Below are 17,291 nucleotides of genomic sequence, written 5' to 3' on the forward strand. Positions count from 1 at the left end.
CTGCCGCGGTTTTTGACGGGTGGGGCCGGATCAGGCCGGCACCTCTATCCCTTTTTCGGCCGCCAGTTCGCGCATGCGCTTTTGCAGCTTCTCGAAAGCGCGCACCTCGATCTGGCGGATACGTTCGCGCGAGACGTCATATTTCGACGAAAGATCCTCAAGCGTGACGGGGTCATCGCGCAGGCGGCGCTCCATCAGAATGTCTTTCTCGCGATCATTGAGCGTGTCCATCGCGGCCAGCAGCATCTCGCGGCGCATATTCAGCTCGTCGGATTCCGCATAGGCCTCGGCCTGATCGGCATCCTCGTCCTCCAGCCAGTCCTGCCATTGCGCGGCCCCGTCCTCGGACGCGCCCACCTGCGCATTCAGGGACGCATCCGACCCCGACAGACGCCGGTTCATCGAGATGACCTCATCCTCGGTCACATTCAGGTCATGCGCGATCTGGGCCACATTCTCGGGCCGCATATCGCCATCCTCATAGGCACCAATCCGCGATTTCGCCTTGCGCAGGTTGAAAAACAGCTTCTTCTGCGCCGAGGTCGTGCCCAGCTTCACCAGCGACCATGACCGCAGGATATATTCCTGAATGGCCGCACGGATCCACCACATCGCATAGGTCGCAAGGCGGAAGCCTTTCTCCGGATCAAAGCGTTTCACGGCCTGCATCAGCCCGACATTCGCCTCAGAGATCACCTCGGCCTGCGGCAGACCATAGCCGCGATAGCCCATGGCGATCTTGGCGGCCAGACGCAGGTGCGATGTCACCATCTTATGCGCGGATTTCGCGTCCTGATGGTCCACCCAGCGTTTGGCCAGCATATATTCCTCTTCCGGCTCCAGCAGCGGGAACTTGCGGATTTCCTGAAGATAGCGGTTCAGCCCCTGTTCGGGACTTGGGGCTGGAAGGTTGGTGTAACTCGACATGTGAACCCCTTTCTTTTGGTGTGTGGCGGCCCGATATGGGAAGACGGGCCTTTCATTACAAGATGTCGTTTCAAACCCCTTAACGCATAAGGGCGGCGAGAGGTCCGAGATTGACCCTTTGGCTTGGACACAGAAAAGAGCATGCGTCTCCTGCTTGCAAGCAAAAGACGCATCGGTTGACAGTTAAGTGAACCAATCAGTTCAGATTGAAACATTTCCGCGCAAGGCCGCCAGCAGCTCTTCCATATCCGCAGGCAGGGGCGAGGAAAATTCCAGTTCTTCGCCCGTCACCGGATGCACAAAGCCCAAAGTCGCCGCATGAAGCGCCTGACGCGGGAAATGCGCCGCTGCCTCGATGGCCGCCTCGCCCAGCGATTTCGGCAGCTTGCGCCGCCCGCCATAGACCGGATCGCCGATCAGCCCGTGACCGGCATGGGCCATATGCACGCGGATCTGATGGGTGCGTCCCGTTTCCAGCCAGCAGTCGATCAGCGCCGCCACTCCTTGCAGGTCTTCCACGGTGCGCGCCCGCGTTACCGCATGACGCCCGCCGTCAAAGCACACCGCCTGTTTCTGGCGGTCGGTCTTATGGCGCGCCAGCTGCGAGGTGATCTTCAGCACGCCGCCCTGTTCGAAATTCACCCCCTTGGTGCCGCGCAGACGCGGATCGGCCGCCGAAGGCACCCCATGACACACCGCCATATAGTGACGATGCACCGTGTGTTTCTCGAACTGCTTGGCCAGCCCGTGATGTGCCGCATCCGATTTCGCCACGACCAGCAGCCCCGAGGTCTCCTTGTCGATCCGGTGCACGATGCCCGGGCGCTTCTCGCCGCCGATGCCCGACAGATTGCCGCCGAAGTGATGCAGCAGCGCATTGACCAAAGTCCCGTCGGGTGTGCCGGGGGCGGGGTGCACCACCATACCCGCAGGCTTGTTGATCACGATCAGGTCGTCATCTTCCCACAGGATGTCCAGCGCGATCTGCTGCGCCACCGTCTCTACCTCGCGCGAGGCTTCCACGAGGATTTCATAGACCTCGCCCGCCGCCACCTTGGTCTTCTGCTCGGTCACGGCCACGCCCTCGCGGCTGACCGCCCCATCGGCAATCAGCTTCGCCAGCCGCGACCGCGACAGGTTTTCTTCGTCTGGCACAAGCGCGCTCAAGGCCTTATCAAGGCGGTCGGCAGGGGGCTCTTCCCCGATTTCGATGCGAAGGATACGCTGTTCCATGTCCGATCCGATCTCCGATCCCGACGCGCCCGTGCCAGAGCTGCGCTTTCTCAAATGGCTGGTGACCGCTCTGGCCGTCACCATGATTGCGGGCCTTCTAACCATCGTGACACTGCTTGTCATCCGCTTCAATCAGCCAAGCGGCAATAAGCTGACCCTGCCAGAGGCGATTTCCCTGCCCGACGGGCTGCAAGCACTGTCGCTCACCCAACAAGCCGACCGGATCATCATCGTCACCACCGACAATCAGGTGCTGCTGTTTTCGCCCGATGGCCGCCTGACCGCCCGCACGAAGCTTGCGCCATGACGCAACCCCGTCTCGGCGTGCTGGCCGTCTGCCTGACCGATACCCATGCGCTTCTCGTCAAACGCAAGAATCCGCCGGATGCGGGGCTTTGGGGCTTTCCGGGCGGCAAGGTCGAATGGGGCGAGACCGTGGCCCAAGCCGCCCTGCGCGAACTGGCCGAGGAAACCGGCGTTCGGGCCACCGCAGGCGCAACCATCGACTCTGGCGACTTCCTGACCAGGGATGCGGCGGGCGGTACGCTCTGGCATTACTACCTTGTGGCCATTGCCTGCCATGCCGATGCCCCGCAACCACAGGCCGCAGATGACGCGTCTGACGCGCGCATGATCCCCTTTGAGGACATCGAAGCGGGCCGCCTTCCCATGAGCGCGGGCGTCAAAGACCTGCTGATCAAGGCCCGCGCCTGCTTTCCAGCTGCCCAAAATATCCTCGGGGGATGAATTCCATACGGGCCTGCCCGAATGGAAGAAGGGGGCAGACAGCCCCCTTCCACACACGCAAAAACGAAAGCCCGCTCAGGCCTTGCTTTCCAGCGCCTCCAGACGCGCCTTCAGTGCCTCGTTCTCTTCGCGCGCTTTGGCGGCCATCGCTTTCACGGCGTCGAACTCCTCGCGGGTCACAAAGTCCCGCTCGGCCAGCCAGCGATCCATCCACGATTTCATCGCGGTCTCGGCTTCGGTGCGGGCACCTTGCGCCACACCCATCGCATTGGTCATCAGCTTGGACATTTCGTCAAAGAGTTTGTTGGGCGCGGTCATATCGGCTTCCGATCCTCGGGCTTTGGCTTGCAGTTAACGTCTATATGAGGCCTTCGCCCTGCGCTGACAAGGCCCGAGCGACAGCCGATGATGCGTGCCCTGTGCTGACAAGCCCGTGTCCGCTCGGCTCGGACCAGTCTCCTGCCTTGACTTCTTTCCTTCGGACGGGCTTTCTCCGCCCCGATAAAAGACGATTTTCCGGCCCGATCAGAGACGGCCCTTCGAAGGAGACAGCCGATGCTGCCACTGGCGATTGATTTTCCGCAAATCGATCCGAATGCCTTTGTGATCCCGGGGCTGAACCTGCCGATCCGCTGGTATGCCTTGGCCTATATCGCAGGGCTTCTGGCGGGCTGGCAGATCATTGTGGCGCTGATGAAAGCCCCGCGCCTTTGGGGCGGGCAGGCACCCATGCCTGCCAAGCAGGTCGAGGATCTGCTGACATGGGTGATTGTCGGCGTCATTCTGGGCGGTCGGCTGGGCTTTGTGCTGTTTTACGACTTCGGCTGGTATCTCGCGCATCCGCTCGAGATCTTCATGGTCTGGAAGGGCGGTATGGCCTTTCATGGTGGTTTTCTGGGGGTCGTGGTGGCGGTCTGGCTGTATTGCCGCCGGCATGGGCTTGCGGTCTGGTCCATCGGGGATGCCGCAGCGCTTGTGGCGCCGATCGGGCTGTTGCTGGGGCGCATTGCCAATTTCATCAAGCCCGAGCTTTGGGGCCATCCGACCGATATGCCTTGGGGCGTGATCTTTCCGGGCGAGGCGGCGCAGACCTGCCTCGGTCTTGCGGGACAGGTGGACGGTATGTGCGCCCGTCATCCGTCGCAACTCTATGAGGGCGGGCTGGAAGGGATCGTGCTGGGCATCCTGCTGTGGATACTTGTCTCGCGCGGGCTTTTGCGCCGTCCGGGGGGCGCATGCGGGATCTTCCTGATCGGTTATGGCTGTTCGCGCGCCTTTGTCGAACTCTTCCGTCAGGCCGATCCGCAATTTGTCACGCCGACCGACCCGATGGGCTATGTGGTGCAATTCGGCCAATATGGCCTGTCGATGGGCCAGCTTCTGTCGCTGCCGATGATCGCCATCGGTATCGTGCTTGTGCTGCGCGCCCTGCGTCGGCCCAAGGTCGGGACGGCGGCGTGACCGGCGATCTGACCTCCCGTCTGCTTGCGGCAATCCGCAGCGAAGGCCCGATGCGGCTGGACCGCTATATGGCGCTTTGTCTGCTGGACCCCGAGGCCGGATATTATGCCACCCGCGACCCGTTCGGGCAGACGGGAGATTTTATCACCGCCCCCGAAATCAGCCAGCTTTTCGGCGAGATGGTGGGGCTGTGTCTTGCCCAGTCATGGATGGATCAGGGCTGCCCTGCACCTTTCCTGCTTGCCGAAGCCGGTCCGGGCCGTGGCACTTTAATGGCCGATATCCTGCGGGTCGTGGCCCGTGTGCCGAACATGGCCGATGCCGCGCGGATCCATCTGGTGGAGGCCTCGGCCACGCTGCGCGGAATACAGGCTGAAACCCTTGCAGGTTACGAGGTGACATGGGCCGATGCTGTGGACGCCCTTCCACAGGACAGACCGCTGTTTTTTGTGGCCAATGAATTTATCGATGCGCTGCCCATCCGGCAGTTCACCCGTACCGAGACCGGCTGGGCGGAAACGCAGGTGGGGGCCGAGGGTGGCCAGCTCAGGGCAGGGCGTTCGCCGGCCACTCGGCTTGCGAGGCTCGAGCCGCGCTTTGCCGCAACCAACCCCGGAGATGTCGTCGAGATCTGCCCGCACGCGGCCACGGTCGTCGAGGCGGTCGCGCAGCGTCTGGTGCGGGGCGGGATGGCGCTCTTTGTCGATTACGGGGACTGGCGCAGCCTTGGCGATACATTTCAGGCGCTGCGCGCGCATGTGCCTGTTGATCCTTTTGCCACGCCCGGCGAGGCGGATCTGACGGCCCATGTGGATTTCGAGGCGCTTGCCTGCGCTGCGCATGCCGCAGGCGTGGCTGCGAGCGCGATGACGCCGCAAGGGCTGTTTCTGGAGCGGCTGGGCATCACCGCGCGGGCGCAGGCGCTCGCCAAAAAGTTGAGCGGCGCGGCGCTTGAGGCGCATATTGCCGCACATCGCCGCTTGACCCATCCCGAAGAAATGGGTCAGCTATTCAAAGCCCTCGCGCTTTATCCCGAGGGCGCCCCATTGCCGCCGGGGCTTTCTCCGTCGGGGTGACCCTGTGCTCTTTACGTGTTGGCCCCTCTGCCGAGTATGGGCCGGTTTCCGATCCAATAGAAGCTGAAGAAGATGACAGATACGATGGCCACCACGCTTGAACTCCTGACTTCCCCGATGTTGCGCCCGATCCGGCACGGTTTCTTCACGCGAAAGGGCGGCGCGTCTTCGGGGATCTTTCAGGGCTTGAACTGCGGCGGGGCGTCGAGCGATCTGTCCTCGGCGGTCGAGGTCAACCGTGCCCGCGTGGCCGAGGCGATGGAGGCGACCCCCGCCCGTCTTGCGGGGATGCGTCAGGTCCATTCGGCGGTGGCAGCGGTGGTCGAGGACGCTGCGGCCCCTGCGCCCGAAGCCGATGCGCTTGTGACCAGAACGCCCGGCTTGGTGCTGTCGGTCCTGACCGCGGATTGCCAGCCGGTGCTGTTTGCCGACCCCGAGGCAGGGGTGATCGGCGCGGCCCATGCAGGCTGGAAGGGCGCGTTGAACGGCGTGCTGGAGGCCACTTTGGACGCGATGGAAGGTCTGGGCGCGGCGCGGGCCAATATCCGTGCGGTGATCGGGCCGTGCATCTCTCAGGCAGCCTATGAGGTGGGCGAGGATTTCATGGAGACCTTCCTGATGGAAGATCCTGCCTATAGCCGTTTTTTTGCCGGTGGCCCCAATGGCCGCCCGATGTTCGATCTGCCGTCTTTCGGGCTGCACCGCTTGCGCGCGGCAGGGGTGGGGCAGGCCGAATGGATTGGCCGCTGCACCTATGCCGAGCCGGAATTCTTCTATTCCTACCGCCGCACCACCCATGCCAAAGAGGCCGATTACGGGCGGCTCATCTCAACCATCCGGTTGTGAGACGCCCGCTCGCTGCTTCGGAAGTGATAAAGCCGCCCCGAAGGGCGGCTTTTGTGTCAGGCTCAGTCTTCCATCGCTTCGAGTTCGTCGATGAAGCCCGCGATCATCGACAGGCCCTTGTCCCAGAAGGCGGGGTCCGAGGCGTCGAGGCCGAAGGGGGCCAGAAGCTCTTTGTGGTGTTTCGAGCCGCCCGCTTTGAGCATGTCGAAATACTTCTCCTGGAAGCCCTCAAGCCCGCCCTCATAGGTGGCGTAAAGCGCATTCACCAGCCCGTCACCGAAGGCATAGGCATAGACGTAGAAGGGCGAATGGACGAAATGCGGGATATAGGTCCAGAAGGTCTCGTAGCCGTCCATGAATTCAAACGCCGGACCAAGGGATTCGCCCTGCACCGACATCCACAGCGCGTTGATCTGATCCGGCGTCAGCTCGCCCTCGCGGCGGGCTGCATGTAGCTTGCACTCGAAGTCATAGAAGGCGATCTGGCGCACGACCGTGTTGATCATATCCTCGACCTTGCCCGCCAGAAGCACCTTGCGCTCGGCAGGCGTTTTGGCCTTTTCCAGCATCTTGCGGAAGGTCAGCATCTCGCCGAAGACCGACGCCGTCTCGGCCAAGGTCAGCGGGGTCGAGGCCAGCATCTCGCCCTGACCTGCGGCCAGACATTGGTGCACGCCGTGGCCCAGCTCATGCGCCAGCGTCATCACATCACGCGGTTTGCCAAGGTAATTCAGCATCACATAGGGGTGGACCGTGGTCACCGTCGGATGCGCAAAGGCGCCCGGAGCCTTGCCCGGCTTCACGCCCGCATCGATCCAGCCGCGGTCGAAGAAGGGCTTGGCGATCTCGGCCATGCGGGGGTCGAAAGAGGCATAGGCCTCATCGACAATCGCCCGCGCTTCGGACCATTGCACATCACGCGGCGCTTCGATGGGCAGGGGCGCATTGCGGTCCCAGACCTGAAGCGTTTCAAGGCCCATCCATTTGGCTTTCAGCTTGTAATAGCGGTGCGAAAGCTTCGGATAGGCCGCCACAACCGCATTGCGCAGCGCCTCGACGACCTCAGGCTCGACATGGTTCGATAGGTGGCGCGCGGCCTGCGCCGAGGGCATCTTGCGCCAGCGGTCCTCGATCTCTTTCTCTTTGGCCAGCGTGTTATGCACACGGGCAAAGAGCTTGATATTGGCGCCGAAGACGCGGGCCAATTCGCGGGCGGCGGCCTCGCGGGTGGCGCGGTCGTGATCGGCCAGAAGGGTGGTGGTGGATTCGAGGTTCAGCACCTCGCCATTGACGGTGAACTCCAGCGCGGCGGTGGTTTCGTCAAACAGGCGGTTCCAGGCAGCCGAGCCCACAACAGACTGGTCATGCAGGAATTTTTCAAGCTCATCCGATAGCTGATAGGGCTTCATTGAGCGCATACGGTCAAAGACCGGCTTGTAGCGGGCAGCCGCCGCATCCGCAAATTGCGCCTTATAGGTGTCATCCTCGATGCGGTTGAATTCGAGGCTGAAGAAGACCAGAGGCGTCGTGAAAGCGGTGATCTTGTCCTGCGCGTCCGACATCATCTTGGCGCGCTCGGGGTCGACGGTGTTCTGGTAATAGCGCAGACCGACGTAGGACATGATGCGGCCCGCAGTGGTCTCGATTTCCTCGTAGCGGCGGATGCATTCGGCCATTTCCGCGCCCGTAAGCGAGGCCAGCTTGCCCTCGTAATCGGCGGCAAAGCTTGCACAATCCTTTTCGACCTTGGCCATATCGGCGGCATATTCGGGGCTGTCGGGCGCCGGATAGAGGTCGCTCAGGTCCCATTCGGGCAGGGCGCCGAACTTGCCGGTGCCTGCGGTTGCGTTTGCATCCATGACGGGGGTTTTGAGATGAAGCGTCATCATATCCTCTTTGCCGTATCTCCCAAGAGATAGGATGCATGGCGGGCGAGGGGAAGGGGGCGGCGGTTTTGCAGGGCCGCGCCCTGCCGGTTTTTTGCGGGGTTTGACCAATTTGCCAAGCCCGAGCGATTTTTGTCAGGGAATTCTTGCCATTCGGCAAAACCGGACAAATTATTATCACCATAATGATCAAAAAAAGCGTCCGGTCATCGGGCGGGCTCGGGGAGAAGAAGATGCGGGTTCAGCAAAGGATGCGCCCATTTGCAGGGATAGTTTGCCTAAAAAATAATCCTGCGACTAAATTTCATACGTTTTTTGCGGGTTCGATACCATGCAGGGCGCGGGTCAGCTTCCGTTCGCGAAATGCCTTGCCTAGGCTTTCCTTAAGTGGCGAAGGAGTCGAGGCACAATGACCCAGCATTTCAACGAGATGTATGATGGTGGCCGGGTGCGGGAGCCCTATGCGCGGCTGGAGGGCTGGACCAATGCCATGCCCGCCGAATTGCGCCAGATGAAACAGGCAGAGGCCGAGCAGCTGTTCCGTCGTATCGGCATTACCTTTGCCGTTTATGGCGAAGGGGGTGACCCTGACAGGCTGATCCCCTTTGACATGTTCCCCCGCGTGTTCACCCAGAAGGAATGGCGCAAGCTGGAAGCGGGGATCAAGCAGCGGGCGCGGGCGCTGAATGCCTTCCTCAAGGATGTCTATACCAAGGCGGAGATCGTGCAGGCCGGCAAGATCCCTGCAAAGCTGGTCTACCAGAACGAGGCGTTCGAGCGGGCTGTAATGGGGTTTGTGCCTGCGATGGGCATCTACAGCCATATCGTGGGCATCGATCTGGTGCGCACGGGGCCGGAGGATTTCTTCGTGCTGGAGGATAACTGCCGCACGCCCTCGGGTGTCAGCTATATGCTGGAGAACCGCGAGATCATGATGCGGATGTTCCCCAAGCTGTTCCATGAAAACCGGATCGAGCCGGTGGATGGCTATGCCGAGGCGCTACGCCGGACGCTGGCCTCGGTCGCGCCTGCCAAATGCGACAAGGACCCGACGATTGCGATCCTGACGCCGGGCCATTTCAACTCGGCCTATTATGAACATAGCTTCCTCGCCGATCTGATGGGGGTCGAGCTGGTGGAGGGGCCGGATCTCTTCTGCGAGGGCGGCTTTGTCTGGATGCGCACGACGGAAGGCCCGAAGAAGGTCGATGTGATCTACCGCCGGATCGATGACGCCTTCCTCGACCCGCTGTGTTTCCGCCCCGATTCCATGCTGGGCGTGCCGGGGCTGATGGATTGCTACCGCTCGGGCGGGGTCAGTATCTGTTCTGCGCCCGGTGCGGGTGTGGCCGATGACAAGGCCGTCTACACTTTCGTCCCCGAGATGATCCGCTTCTATCTGGGCGAAGAGCCGATCTTGCAGAACGTGCCTACTTGGCAATGCGCCAAGCCCGATGATCTGAAATATGTGCTGGCGAACCTGCCGGAGCTGGTGGTGAAGGAAGTGCATGGCTCGGGGGGCTATGGCATGCTGGTCGGCCCCAAATCGACCAAAGAGCAGATCGAGGCCTTCCGCCGCAAGATCGAGGATGATCCCGATAATTACATCGCCCAGCCGACGCTGGCGCTGTCGACCACGCCGACCTTCGTCAACGAGGGGGTGGCCCCGCGCCATGTGGATCTGCGGCCCTATTGTCTGGTGGGCGAGAAAATCGAACTTGTGCCCGGCGGTCTGACGCGGGTTGCGTTGACCGAAGGATCCTTGGTGGTGAATTCCTCGCAGGGCGGGGGCGTTAAAGATACTTGGGTTCTGGCGGAATGAGGGGGGAAAGGCCATGCCGAGAGACAGCTATACTGGAAATGCCACCCGTTTCGAGAGGAGAGGTGGCATGCTAAGTCGTACCGCTGAAAACCTGTTCTGGATCGCGCGCTATATCGAACGCGCCGAGACTATGGCGCGGCTGCTTGAGGTCGGCGCGCGCATCACCATGATTCCGCAGGCGCATGGCGATGGCTATCGCAGCGAGTGGGAGAGCCTGTTGCAGGCGTCGGGCACGGCCAAGGGCTTCGATGCCAAATATGGCGACCCCGTGCAGCGCAATATCGAAAGCTATCTGTTCTTTGACCGCGACAACCCGTCTTCGGTGATTTCCTGCATCGAGCGGGCGCGGGAAAACGCGCGTATCGTCAGAACCGCGATCTCCGGCCAGCTCTGGGATGTGCTGAACATGGCCTTTCAGGAGCTGCGCCAGCTTGAACGCCGTCCGCGTTCCGAACTGGAGCTGACCGATCTGACCGAATGGGTCTCGCGGCAGGCGACGATGGTGCGTGGCGCCATCGATTCCACGCTTTTGCATAATGACGGCTATCATTTCCTCAATATCGGCTTCGCGCTGGAACGGGCCGATAATACGGCGCGGCTGCTGGATGTGAAATATTATGTGCTGCTGCCCTCGCTGGATTTCGTGGGGTCCGAGCTGGACAGCTATCAGTGGCATACGCTGCTGCGCACGCTGCAATCGCATCGGGCCTTCCACTTTGCCTATGGGGGCGAGCTTTCGGCCCGTAAAATCGCGCATTTCCTGATTCTCAATCCGCAAAGCCCGCGGTCGTTGATCACGGCGACCGAGAAAGTCACCTATCATCTGGAATGCCTTGCCCGCGATTACCGCAAATCCGGCCTGCCGCAGATGCGGGCGCGCGCGCTTCTGGGCGAGTTGCAGAAGGCCACCGTCGAGGAGGTGTTCGACGAGGGGCTGCATGAATTTCTGACGCGGTTCATCGGGGAGGTCTCGGGCCTGACCTCGACCGTGTTCGAAACCTATCTTTCGGGCGAGGCGCGATGATACTGACGGTCGAACATGTGACGGTATACGACTATGACGCGCCGATGCGCAGCTCTGTGCAATCGCTCAGGCTTTTTGCCTCGCGCCATGACGGGCAGCGGGTGATTGACTGGGATGTCTCGGTGCAGGGCGGCATATTGGGCGGTGCGTTCCGCGACGGCGCGGGCGACCGCATCGAGGGCTGGTCGGTGCGCGGGCCGATGGAACAGCTGCGCATTTCGGTGCGCGGGCGGGTCGAAACGAATGATACCGCCGGTATCCTGCGCGGCCATCGCGAAACGATCAACCCTCTGGCCTATCTGCGCGAGACCACGCTGACCCATGATGATGGCACCTTGTCGAGCCTCGCCCTGCGCGGTGTGAAAGGGGAGGAAGATCCGTTGGAGCAGGCGCATCGGCTCTGTGTGCTGACCGCCGAGGAGGTGGAATATCAGGCCGGAGCAACCGAGACCCGCACCACCGCAGCCGAGGCGCTGGCCCATAAGAAGGGCGTCTGTCAGGATCAGGCCCATGTGCTGATCACTATGGCACGTTCGATGGGGATTCCCGCCCGCTATGTCACCGGCTATCTTTTTGGCGAGGGAGACACCGCGCGCGAGGAAGCCAGCCACGCCTGGGCCGAGCTTCATGTGCGCAATTACGGTTGGGTAGGGTTCGATCCGGCAAACCGGTGCTGTCCCGATGCGCGCTATATCCGTATCGGGTCGGGCCTTGATGCGCAGGATGCCGCGCCCATTCGCGGCATTGCACAGGGGCTTGGCGAAGAGCGCATGAATGTTTCCGTTGCTCTGGAAAGCGTGCAGCAATAAATCGGCGCTGTAATGAGTGCTGACGAATCGCCCGGGGATCATCATGACCTATTGTGTCGGACTGCTGCTGGATGCCGGAATGGTGCTATTGTCCGATACGCGGACCAATGCCGGACTGGATAATATCTCGACCTACAAGAAGATGTTCACCTTCGAACGTCCGGGGGAGCGGGTGATCACCGTGATGACGGCGGGGTCGCTGTCGGTCACGCAGACCACCATCGCGCAGTTGCGCGAGGCGATCGATGATCCCGAAGCGACGGCGGACCAGTCGATCATGCTGGCTCCCACGATGCTGAAAGTGGCCGAGATCATCGGTGCGACGCTGGCGCGGGTGCGCAGTTCGATCAATGCCAAAATGGAGATGTCGCAAGTCTCGACCTCGGCCTCGATGATTGTGGCGGGGCAGCGTCAGGATGGTGCGATGCGGATGTTCCTTGTCTATCCCGAGGGCAATTTCATCGAGGCCACCGAAGACACGCCCTTCCTGCAGATCGGCGAGCATAAATATGGCAAGCCGATCCTTGACCGCGTCGTGCGCATGTCGACCTCGCTTGACGATGCCAAAAAGGCCGTGCTGCTGTCGATGGATTCCACCCTGCGGTCCAATCTGTCTGTGGGGATGCCGCTGGATCTGGCCGTTATCCGCAAAGGTGCGCTATGTCTGGGCGAGACCACGCGGATCGAGGCGCAGGACCCGCAATTCATGGCGATGTCGCAGGCATGGTCGGATGTGCTGCGCGACGGGTTCTCCGAGATCCAGATCTGAGGGTCAGAGCGCCTTTTCGAAAGCGGCGACGCACCCGTCAAAAAACTGTTTGCGTCGTGCGGCGCTGTCCATCATGACCTCGTGCTCTGCCCCGTCGATCCAGTCCAGAACGCCGCGGCGCCAGCCGCGCATGCGGTAATCGACCGCCGCGACATCGATGATGCGCTCGTCGGTGCCCACCGAGCAGTAGCAATGCATATCGGGGGCAGGGCGCATCGCCAGACGGTCGCATTCCAGCACGCTCTCGGCGGCCCAGCCCAATGTCGGCCCGCCAAGAGCCAGCTTGGGTACGCGGGTGACGTGATCGACAAGAAACGCCCACATTTCGCGGTCTTTGGTCAGCAGGTTATCCTCGAAACGGGTCTTGAGCACATAGCATTCCGGCCCCATGCCGGGCGGGAAAAGGCCGGTAAGGCGCATCTGCCGGATCAGCTTGGCAAGCGGTTTGCGGATCAGATGCAGGGGCGGGGGCAGTTTGAGGCCGAACATCGGGGCGGAAAAGGCACAGGCCGCAAAAGGGCTGCCATCCATGATCCGGCGCAGCGCGATGGCACCGCCCATCGAATGGCCGACCACAAACCAGGGGCGCGGCAAGCCGAGCAGGGCTGCGTTCTCGATCACTTCGTCAAGGTCGCTCTGGAAGGCGTCGAAATGGCTGACATGCCCTTTCATCCGGTCTTCCAACGCACGGTCGGCCAGCCCCTGCCCACGCCAGTCTATCGCCAGCGTGGCAAAGCCGCGGGCGGCAAAATCGGCGGCGGCAGGGCCATATTTCTCGATATATTCGGTGCGGCCCGGCAGAAGGAATACGGTGCCACGGGCGCTGGGCGGTGCGGGCCAGATACCCATGCGGATGCGCACCCCGTCTGCCGTGCGCAGCCAGAACGCCTGACCGCCATCGGGTCCGCGCGCCATGTCGGCATAAAAGGGGGCGGGGGTCATTTGGCCAGCGCCTGCCCCAACTGCATGGCCAGCCCCATCGGGCCGTCCAGTTTCAGCTTGCCGGTCATATAGGCGCTCATCGGATTGACGGTGCCCCCCAGCATGCCCTCGAAGGTCTCGCGCGAGGCACTGAGCGTGACATCGGCGGGGGTTTCGGCGTCGTCTGCGCGCACGCCTTGCGGGTCCGCGATGATGGCGCCTTCGTCATGGATCACGAATTTCGCGACCTGCGGAAACCCTTCGGGCAGGCGTTTTTCGAGGGCTTCGACGGCGGCGGCGATAACTTTGCTCATGGGGTGCTCCGAAAAGTGATATCAGGGGGCTCGATTTCGAACTCGTTTCAGGTACTCTTTCACCATGAGCACGATCCAATGGACAGACAAATTTTTCGTTTCTTTTCGGCGGCTATGTGCCGTTTGTCTGTGTATGAGCCTGTGTTTACCAAAGGCATGGGCGGAGTCTGCGGCCACGCATGCCGATTCGGGGGTGGATAGTGCCTTCAGCGAGCTGGCCGATCCCGACAATGCGGCATGGGCGCGGGCGCAATCGGATATCGAAAGGGCATGGTCGCGTTCGGGGTCTGCAGCGATGGATCTTTTGCTCAAGCGTGGGGAGGATGCGCTGGATGCAGGCGATAGCGAGGCCGCCATCGAGCATCTGACGGCGCTTGTCGATCATGATCCCGACTTTGCGGCGGGGTGGAATGCGCGGGCGCAGGCCTATTATTCGGCAGGGCTTTATGGCCCCGCGATTGCGGATCTGGCGCAGACCCTGCGTCTGGAGCCGCGCCATTGGGTGGCGTTGGCAGGCATCGGAACGATCCTCGAGGAAACCGGAGACAATAAGCGCGCGCTGAAAGCCTATCAGGCGTCTTTCGGCTTGAATCCGCATCAGGAGGATGTGAAAGACGCGATTGACCGGCTTGAAAAGGAGCTTGGTGGCAAGGCGCTCTAGCCTGCCACGGGCACGAAAGGAACCATGTCTGGACGAGTGACAGCGGTCCTTGGGCCGACCAATACCGGCAAAACGCATTACGCCATCGAACGGATGCTGGGGCATCGGACGGGCATGATCGGCCTGCCGCTGCGTCTTCTGGCGCGCGAGGTCTATGACCGGATCGTGGCGATGCGCGGGCCTTCCGTGGTGGCTTTGGTGACGGGCGAGGAACGCATCGTCCCCGAGCGCACGCAATATTGGGTCTGCACCACCGAGGCTATGCCTGACAATATGGGCGTGGATTTTCTGGCCCTGGACGAGATCCAGCTTTGTGGCGACCCCGAGCGCGGCCATGTCTTCACCGACCGTCTGCTGAATGCGCGTGGCCTGCACGAGACGCTGCTTCTGGGCTCCGAGACCATGAAGGGCGCGATTGCCGCGCTGGTGGATCGGGTGCAATTCACCCGCCGCGAAAGGTTTTCCAGCCTGAGCTATTCGGGCTCAAAAAAGACCTCGCGGATGCCGCCGCGCTCGGCCATCGTCGGGTTTTCGGTGGATAACGTCTATGCCATTGCCGAACTTCTGCGCCGTCAGAAGGGGGGCTGTGCCGTGGTGATGGGGGCGCTCAGCCCGCGTACCCGCAACGCGCAGGTCGCCATGTATCAGAATGGCGATGTGGATTATCTGGTGGCGACCGATGCGATTGGCATGGGGTTGAACCTTGATATCGACCATGTGGCCTTTTCCTCGACCGTGAAATTCGACGGCCGCCGGATGCGGTCGCTGTTTCCCTATGAGATCGGCCAGATCGCAGGGCGGGCAGGGCGCTATAAGACCGATGGCACCTTTGGCGTGACCGGCGAGGCGCGGCCTTTCGAGGAGGGCGTTGTCGAGGCGGTGGAAAACCACCGTTTCGCGCCGCTGGACCGTTTGCAATGGCGTAACTCCAAGCTGGAGTTCGGCACGACCGAGCGGCTGATCGCCTCGCTCGAGATGCAGCCCCAGCATGAACGTCTGACGCGGGGGCGCGAGGCCGATGATCTGCGTGCGCTGAAGGCTCTGACCGCGATGCCCGAGGTGATCGACCGCCTCTCCAGCCCAAAAGATGTGCGGCTGTTGTGGGATGTGTGCCGCATTCCGGATTTCCGCTCGATTTCTGAAATGGAACATGCGACCCTGCTGGCGCGGATTTTCGAGTTCTTGCAGACCGGAAAAGGTGTGCCCGGCGATTGGCTGGCGCGTCAGGTCGAGAGAATTGATCGGGTGCATGGCGATATTGATGCCATTTCGCGCCGATTGGCGTTTATCCGCACATGGACCTATGTCGCTCAGCGCAAAGGCTGGGTAGAAGACGAAATGCATTGGCGTGAGGAGACTCGCGCTGTAGAAGACAGATTGTCAGATGCGTTGCATAGCGCACTGACCCAACGATTTGTGGACCGGCGCACGAGTGTGTTGTTGCGGCGGCTCAAGCAGAAGGAGACCCTCGTGGCCGAGGTGAACGACAAGGGTGAAGTGACGGTTGAAGGCGAATTCGCTGGCCGTCTGGATGGATTCCGCTTCCAGCAGGACGGTACGTCCAGCCCCGACGAGGCGAAAATGCTGGCCCGTGCGGCCTATGAGGCGCTCAAGCCCGAATTCAGCCTGCGGGCGGATCGGTTCTATAATGCTCCCGACACAGAGATGGATTTCACCGAACAGGGTGGTCTGATGTGGGGCACGACGGCTGTCGGCAAGCTGGTGAAGGGCGATGATCCGCTCAAACCCTCCGTGCAGGCTTTCGTCGATGACGAGGCGGGCGCGGATGTGACCGAGAAGGTCACCCGCCGTCTGCAGCATTTCATCGACCGTAAGGTTGCAGCGCTCTTCGAGCCGCTTCTGGCGATGTCGCGCGATGAGGGCGTGACGGGGCTGGCACGCGGTTTTGCCTTCCGTCTGGTGGAAGGCATGGGCATCGTCCCGCGCGAAGACGTGGCCAATGAGGTCAAGGATCTGGATCAGGAATCGCGCGGCCTGCTGCGCAAGCATGGTGTGCGCTTCGGCCAATATACCATCTTCCAGACCCAGCTGCTGAAGCCCGCGCCGACCCGTCTGCGTCTGGTTCTGGCCTCGCTTTACGACGGTCTCGATGACTTCCCCGAAAGCCCGCCTCCGGGTCTGGTGACCATCCCGAACGTCGAAACGGTCGACCGCACCGCCTATATCCGCGCGGGCTATCGCCCCGCAGGCAGCCGCGCGATCCGCATCGACATGCTGGAACGTCTGGCCGATCTGCTGCGCAGCCAGGACAGCCGTGGGGGCTTTGAAGCCAACCCCGATATGCTGTCGATCACCGGCATGACGCTCGAGCAATTCGCCGATCTGATGCAGGGTCTGGGCTATGAGGCCGAGAAGGGCGAGCGCGAGAAAGCCAAGCCCGTCGCGGCCCCCGCGCCGAAGGCTGAAGGCGAAGCCTCGAACCCGATCCCCGAAGAGCAGAGCGTTGTGGCCGAAGAGGCCGAGGCAGCCGCGGCCGAAGGCCCCGAGATGGAGGTCTTCTACACCTTCAAATGGGTGCCGCGTGCGCGCAACCGTGGTCCGCGTCGCGAGGCGGGCGAAGGTCAGGGCCGTGGCAATCAGGGTGGCAAGCGCCGTCCCGAGGGCAATCGCCGCAACGAGGGCGAACAACGTCGCGGTGGCAAGCCGGGCAATAAGGGCAAAGGCGGCCCCAAGGGGGGCCAGAAATTCGAGGCGCGTCCGCCGAAGAAAGAAAAGCCCATGGATCCCGATAGCCCCTTCGCGATCCTCGCCCAGCTCAAGGACAAGAAATAGGT

Annotated in this window: 17 protein-coding genes; 11 read left to right on the forward strand and 6 right to left on the reverse strand. The window is 61.9% G+C overall.

Translation table 11 applies throughout. The features are described from left to right. Positions 1–30 precede the first annotated feature (30 nt). On the reverse strand, positions 31–927 hold the full coding sequence (gene rpoH, locus RPE78_RS10065) for an RNA polymerase sigma factor RpoH (protein ID WP_339109346.1): 897 nt from the start codon (positions 925–927) through the stop codon (positions 31–33). 201 nt (positions 928–1,128) lie between these two features. Then, complete coding sequence (locus RPE78_RS10070; RefSeq protein ID WP_406720476.1) at positions 1,129–2,160, reverse strand: RluA family pseudouridine synthase; 1,032 nt, start codon at positions 2,158–2,160, stop codon at positions 1,129–1,131. On the opposite strand from RPE78_RS10070, the gene RPE78_RS10075 reads away from it, so the two are divergent. Then, positions 2,159–2,467, forward strand: a complete 309-nt coding sequence (locus RPE78_RS10075) for a DUF6476 family protein (protein WP_339109348.1) — start codon at positions 2,159–2,161, stop codon at positions 2,465–2,467. The genes RPE78_RS10070 and RPE78_RS10075 overlap by 2 nt on opposite strands. Next, entirely contained in the window at positions 2,464–2,907 is a 444-nt protein-coding gene (locus RPE78_RS10080; RefSeq protein ID WP_406720477.1) for an NUDIX hydrolase, read from the forward strand. Before RPE78_RS10075 ends, RPE78_RS10080 begins: the two co-directional genes overlap by 4 nt. A 75-nt stretch (positions 2,908–2,982) precedes the next feature. Here RPE78_RS10080 and RPE78_RS10085 read toward each other — a convergent pair whose 3' ends face one another. Continuing rightward, positions 2,983–3,225 (reverse strand): accessory factor UbiK family protein, encoded by a 243-nt coding sequence (locus RPE78_RS10085; RefSeq protein ID WP_339109350.1) that lies wholly within the window; start codon positions 3,223–3,225, stop codon positions 2,983–2,985. Positions 3,226–3,462: 237 nt separating this feature from the next. Between RPE78_RS10085 and lgt the strand changes: the two genes are divergently transcribed. The 3 genes from lgt to pgeF all read left to right on the forward strand — a co-directional run bounded on the left by lgt (position 3,463) and on the right by pgeF (position 6,290). Next, positions 3,463–4,368, forward strand: a complete 906-nt coding sequence (gene lgt, locus RPE78_RS10090) for a prolipoprotein diacylglyceryl transferase (RefSeq protein ID WP_406720478.1) — start codon at positions 3,463–3,465, stop codon at positions 4,366–4,368. Between the two features lie 50 nt (positions 4,369–4,418). Further along, entirely contained in the window at positions 4,419–5,444 is a 1,026-nt protein-coding gene (locus tag RPE78_RS10095; protein ID WP_406721649.1) for a class I SAM-dependent methyltransferase, read from the forward strand. A 72-nt stretch (positions 5,445–5,516) separates the two neighbouring features. Further along, entirely contained in the window at positions 5,517–6,290 is a 774-nt protein-coding gene (gene pgeF, locus RPE78_RS10100) for a peptidoglycan editing factor PgeF (RefSeq protein ID WP_339109352.1), read from the forward strand. Positions 6,291–6,352: 62 nt separating this feature from the next. Here pgeF and RPE78_RS10105 read toward each other — a convergent pair whose 3' ends face one another. Further along, positions 6,353–8,176 carry a M3 family oligoendopeptidase gene (locus RPE78_RS10105; RefSeq protein WP_406720479.1) on the reverse strand — a complete coding sequence of 608 codons (1,824 nt, stop codon included), beginning with the start codon at positions 8,174–8,176 and terminating at the stop codon, positions 6,353–6,355. A gap of 409 nt (positions 8,177–8,585) precedes the next feature. Here RPE78_RS10105 and RPE78_RS10110 point away from each other — a divergent pair, with 409 nt between their 5' ends. The 4 genes from RPE78_RS10110 (at position 8,586) to RPE78_RS10125 (ending at position 12,600) form a co-directional block, all read left to right on the forward strand. Further along, positions 8,586–9,998 carry a circularly permuted type 2 ATP-grasp protein gene (locus RPE78_RS10110; protein WP_339109353.1) on the forward strand — a complete coding sequence of 471 codons (1,413 nt, stop codon included), beginning with the start codon at positions 8,586–8,588 and terminating at the stop codon, positions 9,996–9,998. A 67-nt stretch (positions 9,999–10,065) separates the two neighbouring features. Beyond that, positions 10,066–11,022 (forward strand): alpha-E domain-containing protein, encoded by a 957-nt coding sequence (locus RPE78_RS10115; RefSeq protein ID WP_339109354.1) that lies wholly within the window; start codon positions 10,066–10,068, stop codon positions 11,020–11,022. Further along, on the forward strand, positions 11,019–11,831 hold the full coding sequence (locus RPE78_RS10120; RefSeq protein WP_406720480.1) for a transglutaminase domain-containing protein: 813 nt from the start codon (positions 11,019–11,021) through the stop codon (positions 11,829–11,831). The genes RPE78_RS10115 and RPE78_RS10120 overlap by 4 nt, the downstream gene beginning before the upstream one ends. Before the next feature lie 43 nt (positions 11,832–11,874). After that, positions 11,875–12,600 (forward strand): proteasome-type protease, encoded by a 726-nt coding sequence (locus RPE78_RS10125; RefSeq protein WP_339109356.1) that lies wholly within the window; start codon positions 11,875–11,877, stop codon positions 12,598–12,600. Positions 12,601–12,603: 3 nt separating this feature from the next. Here RPE78_RS10125 and RPE78_RS10130 read toward each other — a convergent pair whose 3' ends face one another. Then, positions 12,604–13,542, reverse strand: a complete 939-nt coding sequence (locus RPE78_RS10130; RefSeq protein ID WP_406720481.1) for an alpha/beta fold hydrolase — start codon at positions 13,540–13,542, stop codon at positions 12,604–12,606. Next, complete coding sequence (locus RPE78_RS10135) at positions 13,539–13,835, reverse strand: SCP2 sterol-binding domain-containing protein (protein ID WP_406720482.1); 297 nt, start codon at positions 13,833–13,835, stop codon at positions 13,539–13,541. The genes RPE78_RS10130 and RPE78_RS10135 overlap by 4 nt, the downstream gene beginning before the upstream one ends. 133 nt (positions 13,836–13,968) lie before the next feature. Between RPE78_RS10135 and RPE78_RS10140 the strand changes: the two genes are divergently transcribed. Further along, complete coding sequence (locus tag RPE78_RS10140; protein ID WP_406720483.1) at positions 13,969–14,496, forward strand: tetratricopeptide repeat protein; 528 nt, start codon at positions 13,969–13,971, stop codon at positions 14,494–14,496. A gap of 24 nt (positions 14,497–14,520) precedes the next feature. Next, positions 14,521–17,289 (forward strand): helicase-related protein, encoded by a 2,769-nt coding sequence (locus RPE78_RS10145; protein ID WP_406720484.1) that lies wholly within the window; start codon positions 14,521–14,523, stop codon positions 17,287–17,289. The last annotated feature ends 2 nt before the right edge of the window (positions 17,290–17,291 follow it).

This window comes from Thioclava litoralis (assembly GCF_045278885.1).
GTDB lineage: Bacteria > Pseudomonadota > Alphaproteobacteria > Rhodobacterales > Rhodobacteraceae > Thioclava > Thioclava litoralis.